The organism is Halorhodospira neutriphila, from assembly GCF_016584055.1.
In the GTDB taxonomy this organism is placed as follows: domain Bacteria; phylum Pseudomonadota; class Gammaproteobacteria; order Nitrococcales; family Halorhodospiraceae; genus Halorhodospira; species Halorhodospira neutriphila.
This window is the reverse complement of the sequence record NZ_NRSH01000009.1, coordinates 1-14,551: the sequence shown is the minus strand read 5'-3', so window position 1 is coordinate 14,551 and position 14,551 is coordinate 1. Positions and strand designations below refer to the sequence as shown.

14 protein-coding genes, 1 tRNA gene and 1 other RNA gene are annotated in these 14,551 nt (G+C 70.4%); 9 read left to right on the top strand and 7 right to left on the bottom strand.

Annotation, left to right across the window (positions count from 1 at the left end):
- Window positions 1-4: 4 nt before the first annotated feature.
- The gene (gene motA / locus CKO13_RS01880) at window positions 5-874 is read right to left on the bottom strand and encodes a flagellar motor stator protein MotA (RefSeq protein WP_200256261.1); all 870 of its coding nucleotides are present in this window, start codon (window positions 872-874) and stop codon (window positions 5-7) included.
- 129 nt (window positions 875-1,003) lie between these two features.
- On the opposite strand from motA, the gene CKO13_RS01875 reads away from it, so the two are divergent.
- Window positions 1,004-2,476, top strand: coding sequence for an HDOD domain-containing protein (locus CKO13_RS01875; RefSeq protein ID WP_200256260.1), 1,473 nt, complete (start codon window positions 1,004-1,006; stop codon window positions 2,474-2,476).
- Window positions 2,477-2,549: 73 nt separating this feature from the next.
- Here CKO13_RS01875 and CKO13_RS01870 read toward each other — a convergent pair whose 3' ends face one another.
- From CKO13_RS01870 to CKO13_RS01845, 6 genes are all read right to left on the bottom strand, one after another.
- Entirely contained in the window at window positions 2,550-2,900 is a 351-nt protein-coding gene (locus tag CKO13_RS01870) for a histidine triad nucleotide-binding protein (RefSeq protein WP_200256258.1), read from the bottom strand.
- Between the two features lie 37 nt (window positions 2,901-2,937).
- On the bottom strand, window positions 2,938-3,546 hold the full coding sequence (gene recR / locus CKO13_RS01865; RefSeq protein ID WP_200256256.1) for a recombination mediator RecR: 609 nt from the start codon (window positions 3,544-3,546) through the stop codon (window positions 2,938-2,940).
- Window positions 3,547-3,572: 26 nt separating this feature from the next.
- Complete coding sequence (locus CKO13_RS01860; RefSeq protein ID WP_200256254.1) at window positions 3,573-3,896, bottom strand: YbaB/EbfC family nucleoid-associated protein; 324 nt, start codon at window positions 3,894-3,896, stop codon at window positions 3,573-3,575.
- Between the two features lie 18 nt (window positions 3,897-3,914).
- Complete coding sequence (gene dnaX / locus CKO13_RS01855) at window positions 3,915-5,531, bottom strand: DNA polymerase III subunit gamma/tau (protein WP_200256252.1); 1,617 nt, start codon at window positions 5,529-5,531, stop codon at window positions 3,915-3,917.
- Between the two features lie 32 nt (window positions 5,532-5,563).
- An RNA gene (ffs, locus tag CKO13_RS01850) (signal recognition particle sRNA small type) lies at window positions 5,564-5,661 on the bottom strand.
- Between the two features lie 14 nt (window positions 5,662-5,675).
- Window positions 5,676-5,763, bottom strand: a tRNA-Ser gene (locus tag CKO13_RS01845).
- A 329-nt stretch (window positions 5,764-6,092) separates the two neighbouring features.
- Between CKO13_RS01845 and proV the strand changes: the two genes are divergently transcribed.
- The 8 genes from proV to CKO13_RS01805 all read left to right on the top strand — a co-directional run.
- Window positions 6,093-7,292, top strand: a complete 1,200-nt coding sequence (gene proV, locus CKO13_RS01840; RefSeq protein WP_200256250.1) for a glycine betaine/L-proline ABC transporter ATP-binding protein ProV — start codon at window positions 6,093-6,095, stop codon at window positions 7,290-7,292.
- A gap of 9 nt (window positions 7,293-7,301) precedes the next feature.
- Window positions 7,302-8,417, top strand: a complete 1,116-nt coding sequence (locus CKO13_RS01835) for an ABC transporter permease (protein ID WP_200256248.1) — start codon at window positions 7,302-7,304, stop codon at window positions 8,415-8,417.
- Between the two features lie 69 nt (window positions 8,418-8,486).
- Complete coding sequence (locus CKO13_RS01830) at window positions 8,487-9,353, top strand: glycine betaine ABC transporter substrate-binding protein (protein WP_200256246.1); 867 nt, start codon at window positions 8,487-8,489, stop codon at window positions 9,351-9,353.
- 124 nt (window positions 9,354-9,477) lie between these two features.
- On the top strand, window positions 9,478-10,665 hold the full coding sequence (locus tag CKO13_RS01825) for a hypothetical protein (protein WP_200256244.1): 1,188 nt from the start codon (window positions 9,478-9,480) through the stop codon (window positions 10,663-10,665).
- A 339-nt stretch (window positions 10,666-11,004) separates the two neighbouring features.
- Complete coding sequence (locus CKO13_RS01820; protein WP_200256242.1) at window positions 11,005-11,595, top strand: tetratricopeptide repeat protein; 591 nt, start codon at window positions 11,005-11,007, stop codon at window positions 11,593-11,595.
- Between the two features lie 114 nt (window positions 11,596-11,709).
- Window positions 11,710-12,315 (top strand): tetratricopeptide repeat protein, encoded by a 606-nt coding sequence (locus CKO13_RS01815; protein ID WP_200256240.1) that lies wholly within the window; start codon window positions 11,710-11,712, stop codon window positions 12,313-12,315.
- Window positions 12,316-12,532: 217 nt separating this feature from the next.
- Window positions 12,533-14,155: a BCCT family transporter gene (locus CKO13_RS01810; protein ID WP_200256239.1), complete on the top strand. Its 1,623-nt coding sequence runs from the start codon at window positions 12,533-12,535 to the stop codon at window positions 14,153-14,155.
- Between the two features lie 21 nt (window positions 14,156-14,176).
- On the top strand, window positions 14,177-14,551 hold a 375-nt coding region (locus tag CKO13_RS01805), incomplete at its 3' end, for a HEAT repeat domain-containing protein (protein WP_274600643.1).

The window sequence follows — 14,551 nt, the reverse complement described above, 5'->3', positions numbered from 1 at the left end:
GCCCCTATTCCTTCTGCCGCTGCGCGGCGTTCTTGACGTGCTCCTCGAGCTCGAAGAAGCTTGGCCGCTCCGCCTCGAACATCGCCTTGCGGCCGAACTCCACGGCAACCACCGGCTTGTAGCCGTTGAGCACGGCGAGCAGGGTCAGCTTGATGGTCTCGAGGAACTTGGTCTGCTCCTGCGCCCGGTGCTCCATGGCCTGGCCGAGGGGGCCCACGAAGGCGTAGCCGGCGAAGATGCCGGTGAAGGTGCCGACCAGCGCCGCGGAGACCTTGTGGCCGATGGTCATGACGTCCTTGTCCAGGGAGCCGAGGGCGATGACCACGCCGAGCAGCGCGGCGATGATGCCGAAGCCGGGCATGGCGTCGGCGATCCGGGTCACCGCCGAGGCCGGCATCTCCGCCTCCTTGTGGTGGGCCTCGATCTCGACGTCCATGAGGTTCTCCACCTCGAAGGGGTTCATGTTGCCGCCGACCATCAGCCGCAGGTAGTCGCAGATGAACTCGAGGGCGACGTGGTCGTTGAGGATCCGCGGATAGGCCTTGAAGAGCTCGCTCTCCTGGGGGTTGTCGACGTCGTCCTCGATGGAGAGCAGCCCGTCGCGCTGGGTGCGCTGGAAGATCTCGTAGAGCAGCGCGAGCAGGTCCATGTAGTGCTCGCGGGTGTACGGCGCCCCGCCGGGGACCTTGGGGATCGTCGAGATCGCCCGGCGCACGACCTTGGAGGGGGTACCGATGAGGAAGGCGCCGGCCGCGGCGCCGAAGATGATCAGGTACTCGGTGGGCTGCCAGAGGATGAGCAGGTGTCCGCCGTGCAGCGTATAGCCGAGGATCACGGAGACGAACGCAGTGGCCACGCCGATCAGGAACAGCATCGTACCGCCTATCCGGGCTTCTTACGGGAGCGCGCTCGGCAAGCGCGGGCTCCAGTCTAACCGATCAGCTACAATCCGTAAGGAGGCTATGCGCTTCCGCCGCCTGGGGCGCACGCCTACAATGGCCACATGACGATACAGCAGCACCAGCGCCGGCTCGCGGACTGGGTGACGGACCTCGCCTCGCTCCAGCTGCCGCGGATCCCGCGCCACACCCTCGACCTAGGGCTCGCCCCGCGGGAGCTGGCCGCCCAGATCTACGCCGACCCGGCGCTGGTGCTCGGCATGATCCACCACGTCAACACCGCCGCGCCGCGCCACCTCGACAGCGCCATCCACAGCATGGAGGAGGCGGTCATCCTCAGCGGCACCCGCGGCGTCGCGGAGGTCGCCGCGGGGCTGCCGGAGGCGGCCCAGGCCCTCGACCGGACCAACTACCGCGGGTACCTGTTCACCTGCGAGCGGGCCATCCACGCCGCCTGCCAGGCGCGGCGCTGGGCCTGGCAGCTCGCCGACCTGCTCCCCAACGAGGTCTATACGGCGGCGATGCTGCGCCACACCGCCGAGCTGGTGATGTGGATCCACGACCACGGCGCCGTGATGCGCACCATCCACGAGATGGCGCCGGAGCCCGCCTACGCCTCGGAGGCGGAGTACGTCACCCTCGGCTTCTCCCTCGGCGAGCTCAACCTCGCCCTGGCGCAGCAGTGGGCGCTGCCCGGCCTGGTCTCCGAGTCCAGCGAGACCCTCGCCGCCGCCGATAGCCGCTCGCCGCGCAGCTGGGCCGTGGGCCTGGCGGCGCGCCTGGCGGCCCTCGCCCGCCAGGGGTGGCGCCACCCGGAGATGGGCGCCCTGCTCGAGGATCTCGGCGAGCTGCTCGAGCTCGATGCGGAGGGCACCGCCGCCGAGGTGACCGCCGGCGCCCGCGAGGCCGCCGGGCTCCTGCCCTGGAGGCCGGTCACCTTCGCCCCGCTGCTCCACGGCGAGGAGGAGCCGCCGGCGGAGGGCGAGGACACCCGCTACCTCTCCGACGGGAGCCCGCAGGGCGGTGTCTGCCTCGCGCCCCGGCCGCCCATCCTGCGCCGCGTCACCCAGGAGCTCGAGCAGCGCGACTACCGGCGCTCGCGCGAGCGGGTCCAGCTCCGCCAGGAGCGCGCCAGCACGGCGGACCTGGCCATGAACCTCGTGCTGACCGGCCTCTACGACGGCCTCGGCCTGAGCCGCGCCCTCTACGCCCGGATCCGCCCGGACCGCGAGACGCTCGCCGCGCGGCTCGTCCTCGGCGCCGCCGGCGATCCCCTCTTCCACCGCTTCCGGGTCGACCTCTCCCGGCCCTCCCTGCTCGAGGAGCTCATGGCCAAGCCGGCGGCGGTGTGGGTGACGCCGCAGCGCTACGAGCGCCTCCGGGCCCGCGCCCCGCGCAGCCTCCACGCCATCGCCCACGGGCGCTCGTTCTTCCTCGCCTCGGTCTTCGCCGGCGATCAGCCCCACGGGCTGATCTACGCCGACCGCCACCGGCTCGACAACACCCTCGACGAGCCCGCCTTCCGGCAGTTCCGGCGCCTCTGCGCCCTCGGCGGCGCCTGCCTCGACGAGGCCTAGGCGGGGCGGCGTCGGCAGGCCGGGCCGCCCGGACTGCCCGGCCTGCCCGCGCCGCAGGGGAGCGGGCCTGCGCTCAGCCCGGCGGCCACTGCATCGACCGGCCGCCGAGCAGGTGCAGGTGCAGGTGGTAGATCTCCTGGCCGCCGTCGCCGCGGCAGTTGAAGACGGTCCGGTACCCCCGCTCGGCGATCCCCTCGGCCTGGGCCTGCTCGCGGGCGACCGTGAACATCTTGGCGAGCAGCTCGCCGTCGCCGAGCGTCAGGTCCTCCAGGGTGGGGATGTGCCGGCGCGGGATGACCAGGATGTGGGTCGGCGCCTGGGGGTGCAGGTCGCGGAAGGCGACCACGTCCTCGTCGCTGTGGACGATCTGCGCGTCGATCTCGCCGGCGGCGATCTTGCAGAAGATGCACTCGCTGTCGCTCATAGGCGGGCCTCCTCCTGTGAAACTCCGCGAGGGCCGATCAGCCCTCGTAGTCGCGTCGCCCCATGAAGGCGTGGGAGAGCGTGCCCTGGTCGACCTGCTCCAGGGCCCCGCCCATGGGCACGCCGTGGGCGATCCGGGTGGTGCGCACGCCGCGGGCGGCGGCCATCTCGGAGACGTAGTGGGCCGTGGCCTCGCCCTCGACGGTGGGGTTGGTGGCCAGGATGATCTCGCTGATCTCGCCGCTGTCGAGGCGCCGCTCGAGGCGGTCGAGCCCGAGCTCCTCGGGGCCGATGCCGTCGAGCGGCGAGAGGTGGCCGCCGAGGACGAAGTAGCGCCCCCGGTAGTCGGTGGCCTGCTCCAGGGCGGCGACGTCGGCGGTGCTCTCGACGAGGCACAGCAGCGAGCGCTCCCGCTCGGCGCTGGCGCAGATGCCGCACCGCGGCTGCTCGGTGAGCAGGCCGCACTCGGGGCACTCGCCGACGGTGTCCGCGGCGCGGGTCAGCGCCGCGGCCAGCCGGCGAGCGCCGTCGCGGTCGCGCTGCAGGAGGTGGAGGGCCATGCGCTGGCCCGTCTTGGCGCCGACGCCGGGGAGCCGGCGCAAGGCCTCGACGAGCTCATCGAGCTGGGGGGAGAGGGCGCTGCTCACGCGCTAGGCCTCGCGAGGCGGCGGGCTCAGAACGGCAGCTTCATCCCCGCCGGCAGCCCCATGCCCTCGGCCATGCTCGACATGCGCTCCTCGCTCTCGCGGCGGATCTTCTGCACGGCGTCGTTGACCGCGGCGGCGACCAGGTCCTCGACCATCTCCCGGTCGTCCTCGAACAGCGAGGCGTCGATGTCGACCTTGCGCACCTCGTTGCGCCCGCTCATCTGCACCTTGACCATGCCGGCCCCGGCCTCGCCGGTGACCTCCATGGCGGCGATCTCCTCCTGCGCCTTCTGCATGTCTTCCTGCAGCTTCTGCGCCTGCTTCATCATGTTGCCGAGTCCGCCCTTCATCGCCTCTTACCTCATGCTCTACGGTGTCTCGTCGTCGGCCGGCCGCACGCCGTGGAGCCGGCCATCGAAGGTGTCGCAGATCTGCTGCAGCGCCGGGTCGTCGGCCAGGGCCTGCTCGGCCTGGGCCTGGGCCTGGCGCTGGCGCTCCCGGGCCTGCGCCGCCGGCGTGCGGCTCGCCTCCCCGCGCTCGATGCGCAGCTCCAGCGCCTCGCCGAGGCGCTCGGCCAGCGCCGCCTGGAGCCGCTGGCGGCGCTCGTCGCTGAGCAGGTAGGCGTGCCCCTCGTCCAGTCGCAGGATAACACGCTGCCCCTCGCGCCGAAGCCACTCGCAGTGGCTCGCCAGGGCGTAGACGGCCCCGTCGAGGGAGGCGACGAGCCGCCCCCACTCGTCGGCGCCCCCGGCGCCCGCCTCGGCGCCGCCCTGGCCTCCGCCACCCTCGGCCGGCGCCGGGGTACCCGAGGGCTGCGCACCGCCGCCGGCGGTCCCGCCAGGCGCCGCTCCGGCGGGGGCCACCTCGGCCGGGGCGGGCTCGGCAGGGCGCGGCGGCGCCTCCGCGGGCCGGAAGGCGAGCATGCGCAGCAGCGCCATCTCGAAGCCGGTGGCCGGATCCGGGGCGTAGGGGAGGTCCCGCCGCGCGTTGAGACCGATCTGGTAGTAGAGCTGCAGGTCCTCGGCGCCGATGGCCTCGGCGAGCGCCAGGAGCCGCTCGCGCTCCGGCTCGTCGTCGCCGATCGCCCCCGGCACCCGCTGCGCCAGGGCCAGGGTGTGGATGGTGGCCACCAGCTCGGCGAGGGCCTCGTCGAAGTCCACGGCGCCCTCCGCCATGTGTCGGGCGGTGGCCACGAGGGCCTCGCCGTCGCCCTCGCCCAGCGCCGCGAGGAGCTCCAGGGTGTGGCGGCGCTCGACGGCGCCGAGCATCGCCGCCACCTCGCCGTCCCGGGCGGCCCCGCCGCCGAAGGCCAGCGCCTGGTCGAGCAGGCTCAGGGCGTCGCGCAGGCTCCCCTCGGCGGCGCGGGCGAGCCGGGCGGCGGCGCCCTCCTCCACCGCCACGCCCTCCTCGGCGGCGAGGGCCAGCAGCCGGTCGCGGATCAGCGGGCTCGGCAGCCGCCGCAGGTGGAACTGCAGGCAGCGCGAGAGGACCGTCGCCGGCAGGCGCTGCGGGTCCGTGGTGGCGAGCAGGAACTTCACGTGCTCCGGCGGCTCCTCCAGCGTCTTCAACAGGGCGTTGAAGCTGTGGCTGGAGAGCATGTGGACCTCGTCGACGAGGTAGATCTTGTAGCGCCCGCGGGTCGGGGCGTACTGGACGTTGTCGAGGAGCTCGCGGGTATCCTCGACCTTGGTCCGCGAGGCGGCGTCGACCTCGATGAGGTCGACGAAGCGCCCCTCGTCGAGCTCGCGGCAGCTGCTGCAGGCGCCGCACGGCTCGGCGCCGACACCCTGCTCGCAGTTGAGGCACTTGGCGAGGATGCGCGCCACGGTGGTCTTGCCGACGCCGCGGGTGCCGCTGAACAGGTAGGCGTGGTGGAGGCGGCCGTCGGCGAGGGCGTTGGCCAGCGCGCGCAGGACGTGCTCCTGGCCCGCTACCTCATCGAAGCGGCGGGGCCGCCACTTTCGCGCGAGGGCTTGGTAGGTCATGCCGACGGCGGCTCCGGATGGATGGAGGCGGCCGGCACCAGCCACACCCCGGCGCCCGATGCGCGCTGCTGCCGCTGCTCCCTTCCGGGCCTGACGGGGTTCACAGCGTATCGTCGCGGGGGGGCCGGCGCGGCCACCATCGCCTGGCGGAGAGGGAGGGATTCGAACCCTCGGTACCTTTCGGTACACACGCTTTCCAGGCGTGCGCCTTCGACCGCTCGGCCACCTCTCCTGATCAGGGCGCACTCAGTGCGCCTTCAGAAACAGTAGGCTAAATGACTCGCCCAGCGGACGCAACGACCGCTGCCGCCAACGAGCCTTAAGCAAACTATGATAGCCGTCACAGAATCGGCACGGCTACCCCCGCCTAGCTTGCGCTGCCGTGCCTGTTCATGTTCAATTTAGCTTTTATGGCAGTCTTGAAATGCTTGATGGGCTCCCCGCGCATGTGCGGCCGCCGTCCGTAGAGGGCGCCGCGCGGCGCGCTCTCACGATCGCTCCCAGGGAGCCCGCTCCCTTGGCGAGACAGCGCCACGCCTCCATTCAAACCAACGGATCAGCATGACCGAAAAACTCGTCGTAGAGGATCTCTATAAGATATTCGGCCCCAAGCCGGAGCGGGCCATGGAGCTGCTCCGGCAAGGCTACGACAAGAACGAGATCTTTGCCCGCACCGGCAACACCGTCGGCGTCCGCGAGGCGAGCTTCAGCGTCCAGGAGGGCGAGGTCTTCGTCATCATGGGGCTGTCCGGCTCGGGCAAGTCGACCATGGTGCGGATGCTCAACCGCCTCATCGAGCCGAGCTACGGGCACGTCTACCTCGACGGCCAGGACATCACGCAGATGAGCCAGTCCGAGCTCATCGCCATGCGGCGCCAGGACATGTCCATGGTCTTCCAGTCCTTCGCCCTGCTGCCGCACAAGACCGTCGCCGAGAACGCCGCCTTCGGGCTGGACGTCTCCGGCCACAGCGCCGCCGAGCAGCGCGAGAAGGCCTTGCGGGCCCTCGAGGCCGTGGGCCTGGCGCCCAACGCCGACAGCTACCCGGATGAGCTCTCCGGCGGCATGAAGCAGCGCGTCGGCCTCGCCCGCGCGCTGGCCACCGACCCGACCATCCTGCTCATGGACGAGGCCTTCTCGGCGCTCGACCCGCTCATCCGCACCGAGATGCAGGACGAGCTGCTGCGCCTGCAGCAGGAGCACAGCCGCACCGTCGTCTTCATCTCCCACGACCTCGACGAGGCCATGCGCATCGGCGACCGCATCGCCATCATGGAGGGCGGCTCCGTGGTGCAGATCGGCACGCCCGAGGAGATCGTCTCCAACCCGGCCAACGAGTACGTGCGCTCCTTCTTCTACGGCGTCGACGTCAGCCAGGTCTACTCCGCCGGCGACATCGCCGACCGCCGCCGGGTCACCGTCATCCAGCGCCCCGGCATGGACCTGCGCTCGGCGCTCGGCCGCATCCAGAACTACGCCGGCGATATCGGCGTCATCATCGACCGCAATCGCCGCTTCCAGGGGCTCGTCTCGGCGGAGAGCCTCACCCGGGCCATCCGCCAGTCGCCGGGCGGCGACTACCCCGACGCCTTCCTCGAGGGCGTGCGGACCGTCGCGGCGGATACCTCCATCTCGGACGTGCTCGGCATGGCCGCCGAGAGCGAGTATCCGCTGGTGGTCGTCGACGAGGAGGGCCGCTACAGCGGCACCATCTCGCAGAGCACCCTGCTTCTCACCCTGGACCGCACCCAACAGGCGTAAGGCACCGACATGCAAGAAGAAGGATCGGAGCAACAGGCGCTCGGGCCGCTCGACCAGCTGCGCAGCTGGGTCAACGAGCAGGTCCTCGAGCGCATCACCATCGGCGACTGGATCGAGTCGCTGGTCGACTGGATCAGCGCCAACCTCGAGCCGCTGCTCGTCGGCATCGAGGCGACCATCCGGGCGCTGGTCGACGTCACCGAGGCCGCCCTCCTGTACCCCCTGTGGATCACGGCGGTGTTCGTGATCCTGGGCGCGTGGCTCAAGCTCGGGCGCAAGGCCGGCGGCATCGCCCTGGTGGCCGCCGCGGCGGTGTTCAGCCTGGGCTTCTTCTCGGAGGCGGCCAAGGCGCTGCTGTGGTTCTCCCCGCCGTGGATGCTCGCCCTGCTGGTGGTCGTGGCCGGCCTCTGGCGCGTCGGCTGGCGCTTCGCGCTCTTCGCCGCCGTCGCCGTGGGCCTGATCTTCAGCATGGAGCTCTGGCCGGAGACCATCCGCACCCTGTCGCTGGTGGTGGCCTCGAGCATCGCCGCGCTGATCATCGGCCTGCCCATCGGCGTGGCCATGTCGCGCAGCAACCGGGTCGAGATGGTGGTCCGCCCCATCCTCGACCTGATGCAGACCATGCCGCCGTTTGTCTACCTCATCCCGGCGGCGATCTTCTTCGGCCTCGGCACCGTCCCCGGCGCCATCGCCACCCTGATCTTCGCCATGCCGCCGGCGGTGCGCCTGACCAACCTCGGCATCCGCCAGGTCAGCCAGGAGCACGTCGAGGCCGGGCAGGCCTTCGGCTGCACGCCGCGGCAGCTGCTGTTCAAGATCCAGCTGCCCCTCGCCGCCCCGTCGATCATGCAGGGGATCAACCAGACCATCATGCTCGCCCTGTCCATGGTGGTCATCGCCTCGATGATCGGCGCCGGCGGCCTCGGCGCCACGGTGCTCACCGGCATCCAGCGGCTGCAGGTGGGCCTCGGCTTCGAGGGCGGCCTCGCCGTGGTCTTCCTCGCCATCCTGCTCGACCGCATCAGCCAGAGCTTCGGGCAGCGCCGCCGCGGCCAGGGCAGCGGCTGGGGCCTGCTGCAGTGGTTCTTCCGGGGCCGCCAGGCCGGCGACAAGAGCGCCGCCTAACCGCCTTTGCCACGGCCCCGCGCCCCTTCGAGCGCGGGGCCTAAAACGAAGCAAAAGAGGAGTGTGACCATGAACCGCAAGCTCATTACCGCGAGCGCCGTCGCGACGCTGACCGTCGGCGCGGTGAGCTCCGCCCAGGCCGCCGACGAGCTCCGTGTCGGCTGGGTCGCCTGGGCCGACGCCGAGTTTATGACCAAGCTCGCCGAGGACGTCATCACCGAGAACTTCGACACCGAGGTCGAGCTCATCCAGACCGGCGCGGCCCCGCAGTACACCGGCCTCGCCAACGGCGACATCGACCTGATCCTCGACTCCTGGCAGCCGGTCACCCACGAGGACTACATCGACGAGTACGGCGACGAGATCGTCGACCTCGGCGTCCTCTACGGCGGTGCCAAGCTCGGCTGGATCGTCCCCGAGCAGACCTACAACAACGGCCTGCAGTCCATCGAGGACCTCAAGAAGGAGAAGTGGCAGGACGAGCTCCGCGGCCAGATCCAGGGCATCGATCCGGGCGCCGGCATCACCCGCCTCTCGCACCAGGCCATCGAGGACTACGAGCTCGACTACAACCTCATCGAGGCCAGCGGTGCGGCCATGACCGCCGCGCTCGACCGCGCGGTGAGCCGCGGCAACCCCATCGTCGTCACCGGCTGGAGCCCGCACTGGAAGTTCGGCGCCTACGACCTCAAGTACCTCGAGGACCCCAAGGGCACCCTCGGCGGCGCCGAGTCCATCCACGCCATGGCGCGGCAGGGCTTCAAGGAGGACTTCCCGCAGATCGCCAAGCTGGCCGGCTGCATCAACGTCGACATCGAGACGTTGAACAAGTACATGTACCTCGGCCGCGAGGAGTCCACCGAGGACGCGATCCAGCAGTTCCTTGAGGACGAGTCCGACCTGGTCGACGAGTGGGTGCAGTGCGCCCGTAACTAAGGCCACCGGCCTCGTTCCGGGAAGGGGTCCAGCCCTCGCAGGGCTGGACCCTTAAGCTTGGGGCCTTGAGATAGCCTCCATGCCACGTAAGAGACGATAACGATAGAGAGAGGGCCTAGCGAGAATGCAAAAGCACACCAAGCGGATTGTCACGACAGGCGCAGCGCTCGCCCTGGCGGCACCGATGTCCTCGGTGATGGCGGCGCTGGAGGACTCGGTCAGCTTCGGGACGTGGTTCAACTACACCTACGACAACGACAGCGAGGCCGACCAGGACACCCTCGGCGAGGTGGACTACCCCTCCTTCAACATCTACGTCAACCACCACCCCGAGGACAGCGTCTGGTTCTTCGACGCCGAGCTGCGCATCGGCTCCGGCAGCTTCCAGAGCTTCAGCGGCGACGACCGCGAGTGGGGCTTCAAGGAGCTGGCCGTCGGCCGCGAGCTCAACGAGCAGTGGACCATGACCCTCGGCAAGACGGCGGTGCCCTTCGGCTGGAAGACCTTCAACTTCTGGCCCGGCGCGCGCATGCTCTCCGGGCTCGAGGATCAGATGAACGTCGGCCTGCGCCTCGACAGCGACTCCTCCGGGCCGATGGACGCCAGCTACATGCTCGTCAAGAGCCAGAACTGGGGCGACGACACCACCTCCCAGGACGACGGCACCCTCGGCCACTGGGGCACTAACTTTGCCTACGACGACGACAATCAGGACAGTGACAACACCCTTGCTGGCAGCCAGCGGAACAACACCTACCGCAAGATCAACACCCTGGTGGGTGACTGGGGCTACACCGCGGGCAACACCCGCTACGCCCTCTCGGCCCAGGTCGGCCAGCTCGTCGATCAGGACGACACCGACGCGACGGAGACCCACTACGCCGCCGCCCTCTACACCGAGGGGAGCTACGGGGCCTTCGACCTGAACACCAAGGTCGTCCACTACGACCAGGGCGACCCCAGCGACCTGGCTGACGACGCCGAGAGGGATGTTTCCGATCCCGGTGAGCGCCCCATAACTGATGAGGCGGCTTACAGCACACGAGGGCAAGGCCAGATTGTCGCGATCAGCGGCGGCTACCAGGCCGGCAACTGGTATAACTACGTCGACTGGAACATGCGCATGCCCGATGAAGACCTCGGCACCGACGACACCATGGACGCCGTCGTGGGTACCCGGTACAACTACGGCCCGGGCTGGATCTACACCGAGGTCCTCGTCTCCAACCTGACCGAGGAGAAGGATCCGGTCATGGGGCTGGAAGACGAGACGAGGGAGGTCGTCAACCTCACCGTGGACTACTACTTCTAGCCCGCACCCCCGCGAGGCAGGAGTAGCCACCTCCAGGGCGCGGTCTTTGGCCGCGCCCTTTTTGTGCCCCCCACCTTTCCCCACCCCGCCATAAGGCCGTCCCAGCGCCTCACATCAACAGCGGCTATCCGGCCATCAACAAACGCTGCCTTGATCAGCGGCGCTCCTCTACTAGGTTTTGTAGTAAGGGCTTTGCAAAGGGAGCTTGCGCACGGCCCTGACCGCGCCGCTCCGGGCGGGCGGGGTCGTCACGGAGCGACCACGCCCCGCCCGGTCCCGGATCGGCGCCCTGCCCTATCACTCTCCCGTCGCCTTCACCCACTGAAGGAGGAGGTGAGCATGAGAGCACGGCGCGACGCCGCAGTACTGCGGGCCGTCGGTCTGGCCCTGTGCCTCGCGGCTCCCCTCGGGACAGCCCACGGCAGCGAGAGCCCCGCCCCCCTCTTCCAGCAGGCGGTGGGGGCCTTCGAGGCCGGGCGCTACGGCGAGGCCCGCGAGCGCTTCTCCGCCCTGGCGGAGGAGGCGCACCCCGAGTCGCACTACAACCTCGGTGTCCTCTACGAGCAGGGCCACGGCGTGACCGAGGACTACGCCCGGGCGCTCGAGCACTACCGGGCGGCCGCCGAGCGGCAGGTCCCCGAGGCGCAGTACAACCTCGGGCTGATGTACCAGGAGGGCCAGGGCGTGCCCCAGGACCGCTCGGCGGCCGCGGAGTGGTTCCGGGCGGCGGCCGAGCAGGGGCACGAGCCGGCGATGACCAACCTCGCCGCCCTCTACGAGCGCGGCCTCGGTGTCCCGCGGGATGCGGCCCGGGCGCGGGACTGGTACCGCCGCGCCGGCGCCTGGGACCCCAGCGAGGCCACCCGGCGCCACGCCCTCGAGGAGCTCCAGGTCAGCAGCCCCAGCGCAGTCATCACCTCGCTGGAGTAGCCCGCTCCGCCAGCCCCGGCGAGGGGCCTTCGCGCCCCTCGCCGACCGCCTTGGGGGCTTCTCCTCCGCTACACTCCAGGGCGAGGATGCCGCTTCTTGAGGAGGAGAGATCCCATGAGTCCAGCACGGCTTGCCAGCCCCGCCCGGCGCGGGGTGTGGCTCATCGCGCTCTGCCTGGCGGTAGCCGGCGGCACGGCGTACGCACAGCAGGATCCGGAGGCGAGCGCGGCCTTCGAGGAGGCCATCCAGGCCCTCGAGGCGGAGCGCTACGAGCAGGCGCAAGAGGGCTTCGGCGCCCTCGCCGACGAGGGGCACCGGGAGGCGCAGTACAACCTCGGGGTGATGTACGACCTCGGCTACGGCGTCACCCGGGACTACGGCCAGGCGATGGCGCACTACCGCGCCGCCGCCGAGCAGCAGCTGCCGGAGGCGCAGTACAACCTGGGCCTGATGTACCAGCAGGGCAAGGGCGTGGCGCGGGACTACGCCAAGGCGGCCAAGTGGTTCCAGGCGGCCGCTGAGCAGGGCCACAAGGAGGCCATGACCAACCTGGCGGCCATGTGCCAGCACGGCTGGGGCGTGCCGCGGGACGCCGCCAAGGCCCGGGAGTGGGACAAGGCCGCCGGCGAGTGGTGCCCGAGCAGCGGCGAGATGCAGCGCCACGCCCGCGAGCAGCTGAAGAAGAGCTCGCCGAGCGGGATGATCACCACGCTGGACTGACTCCGCGCCCCACCGCCCGGCACGCCCTCGATCCTCCCTCTGCACCTCACCGCCGGCTCGGCGGTGAGGGCCTGCCCTCCCGCCGGAAATCGGCTCCGCTCCCCGGGGATTTGACGCCACTCCCGGCCTCTGGGATGCTCTTGGCATCCCTGGCGTGACGCACTGCCGCATCCCGATTCCCAGGGCGTACTCTGCTTAGCCACTAAGGAGCCTAGTAGTGAGCCAATCGCAGAAAGAGATCCAGAAAGAGCTCGAGAAGCTCCAGCGCGACTACGAGACTGAGCACGAGATCGGTGAGCAGAATATCACCGCCATGGGGCTGGACCTCCACAACCCGGTCTTTATCACCAGCTCCATCCTCATCCTCGCCTTCCTCATCGGCACGCTGGTCTTCACGGACGTCGCCCAGACCGCCCTCGACGGCGCCCGTACCTGGGCCACCAGCAACTTCGACTGGTTCTTCCTCACCGCCGGGAACGTCTTCGTCCTCTTCTGCCTGGCGCTGATCTTCCTGCCGCTGGGCCGGATCCGCATCGGCGGCCAGGACGCCGTGCCCGACTTCTCGCGGATGTCGTGGTTCGCCATGCTCTTCGCCGCCGGCATGGGCATCGGGCTGATGTTCTGGGCGGTGGCCGAGCCGGTGGCCTACTTCACGGACTGGTACGGCACCCCCTTCAACGTCGAGCCCGGCACGCCGGAGGCGGCGAAGGCGGCCGTGGGCGCCACGATGTACCACTGGGGCCTGCACCCGTGGGCCATCTACGGCGTCATGGCGCTCGCCCTGGCCTTCTTCAGCTTCAACAAGGGCCTGCCGCTGACGGTGCGCTCGGTCTTCTACCCGCTGCTCGGCGAGCGGGTCTGGGGGGTGACCGGCCACGTCATCGACACCGTGGCCGTGCTGGCGACCATCTTCGGCCTGGCCACCTCGCTGGGGCTGGGGGCGCAGCAGGCCGCGAGCGGGCTGAGCTACGTCTTCCCCGCCGTCCCGGACACCCTGGGCACCCAGGTGGCCATCATCCTCGGCGTGACCATCGCCGCCCTGGTCTCGGTGCTGCGCGGCATCGACGGCGGCGTCAAGCTGCTCAGCAACGTCAACATCAGCATCGCCGGGCTGCTGATGCTCTTCGTCATCATCGCCGGCGGCGCCATCACCTTCGCCAACTCCCTCTACACCACGGCCTCGACCTACGTCACCGACTTCCTGCCCCTGAGCAACCCCGTCGGCCGCGAGGACAACACCTTCCTCGAGGGGTGGACCTCCTTCTATTGGGCCTGGTGGATCTCCTGGTCGCCCTTCGTGGGGATGTTCATCGCCCGCGTCTCCCGGGGCCGGACGGTGCGTGAGTTCATGACGGCGGTGCTGATCGTGCCGACGCTGGTGACCGTCGCCTGGATGGCGGCCTTCGGCGGGCTCGGCCTGGAGCAGGTCAAGAACGGCATCGGCCAGCTGGCCAACGGGCTCGGCTCCGACGAGTCGCTGGCGCTGTTCCACATGCTCGAGAACCTGCCGCTGCCGCTGATCACCGCGAGCGTGGCCATCGTCCTGGTGCTGGTCTTCTTCGTGACCTCCTCGGACTCGGGCTCGCTGGTCATCGACAGCATCACCGCCGGCGGCAAGCTCGACGCCCCTGAGGCGCAGCGCGTCTACTGGGTGGCCATGGAGGGGCTGATCGCCGGGACGCTGCTCTTCGTCGGCGGCGACGCCGCCCTGAACGCCCTGCAGGCCGGCGCCATCAGCACGGGGCTGCCGTTCACGGTGATCCTGCTGCTGATCTGCATCAGCCTGCTGCTGGGCCTGCGCCACGAGCGGCGGCTGCTGCGGCTCACCGAGCAGCTCTAGGAGCCCGGCGGCGCGGCGCCTATGGCCGATTGGAAGCGTCTTGCCGGTCTCTTCACAGCCCGGTGGCGCCACCCCGATCCGGCCGTACGGCGCCGCGCCGCGATGGGCCTCAGGCCCACCGATCCCGCGGACGCCGCCACCCTCCAGTCCCTCGCCCAGGACCGCGCCCCCCAGGTCCGCGAGGCCGCCGTCAAGCGGCTGACCGACCTCCCCACCCTGCGGGGCTACCTCGGCAAGGACCCCGATCAGCGGGTCCGCACGGCCGCGGCCGTGCGCTACCGCCAGCTCCTCATCGGCGACACGGACACCGAGACCGTCCGCCGCGAGCTCGAGCGCGCCCGCGACCCCACCCTCCTCGCCCATATCGCCCAGCAGGGCCGCGCCCCCGAGGTGCGC

What these genes read in the sequence shown, in the direction of transcription:
- motA (WP_200256261.1), bottom strand. Translation starts at nt 874, where the DNA reads ATGCTGTTCCTGATCGGCGTGGCCACTGCGTTCGTCTCCGTGATCCTC.
- CKO13_RS01875 (WP_200256260.1), top strand. Translation starts at nt 1,004, where the DNA reads ATGACGATACAGCAGCACCAGCGCCGGCTCGCGGACTGGGTGACGGAC.
- CKO13_RS01870 (WP_200256258.1), bottom strand. Translation starts at nt 2,900, where the DNA reads ATGAGCGACAGCGAGTGCATCTTCTGCAAGATCGCCGCCGGCGAGATC.
- CKO13_RS01860 (WP_200256254.1), bottom strand. Translation starts at nt 3,896, where the DNA reads ATGAAGGGCGGACTCGGCAACATGATGAAGCAGGCGCAGAAGCTGCAG.
- dnaX (WP_200256252.1), bottom strand. Translation starts at nt 5,531, where the DNA reads ATGACCTACCAAGCCCTCGCGCGAAAGTGGCGGCCCCGCCGCTTCGAT.
- proV (WP_200256250.1), top strand. Translation starts at nt 6,093, where the DNA reads ATGACCGAAAAACTCGTCGTAGAGGATCTCTATAAGATATTCGGCCCC.
- CKO13_RS01835 (WP_200256248.1), top strand. Translation starts at nt 7,302, where the DNA reads ATGCAAGAAGAAGGATCGGAGCAACAGGCGCTCGGGCCGCTCGACCAG.
- CKO13_RS01830 (WP_200256246.1), top strand. Translation starts at nt 8,487, where the DNA reads ATGAACCGCAAGCTCATTACCGCGAGCGCCGTCGCGACGCTGACCGTC.
- CKO13_RS01825 (WP_200256244.1), top strand. Translation starts at nt 9,478, where the DNA reads ATGCAAAAGCACACCAAGCGGATTGTCACGACAGGCGCAGCGCTCGCC.
- CKO13_RS01820 (WP_200256242.1), top strand. Translation starts at nt 11,005, where the DNA reads ATGAGAGCACGGCGCGACGCCGCAGTACTGCGGGCCGTCGGTCTGGCC.
- CKO13_RS01815 (WP_200256240.1), top strand. Translation starts at nt 11,710, where the DNA reads ATGAGTCCAGCACGGCTTGCCAGCCCCGCCCGGCGCGGGGTGTGGCTC.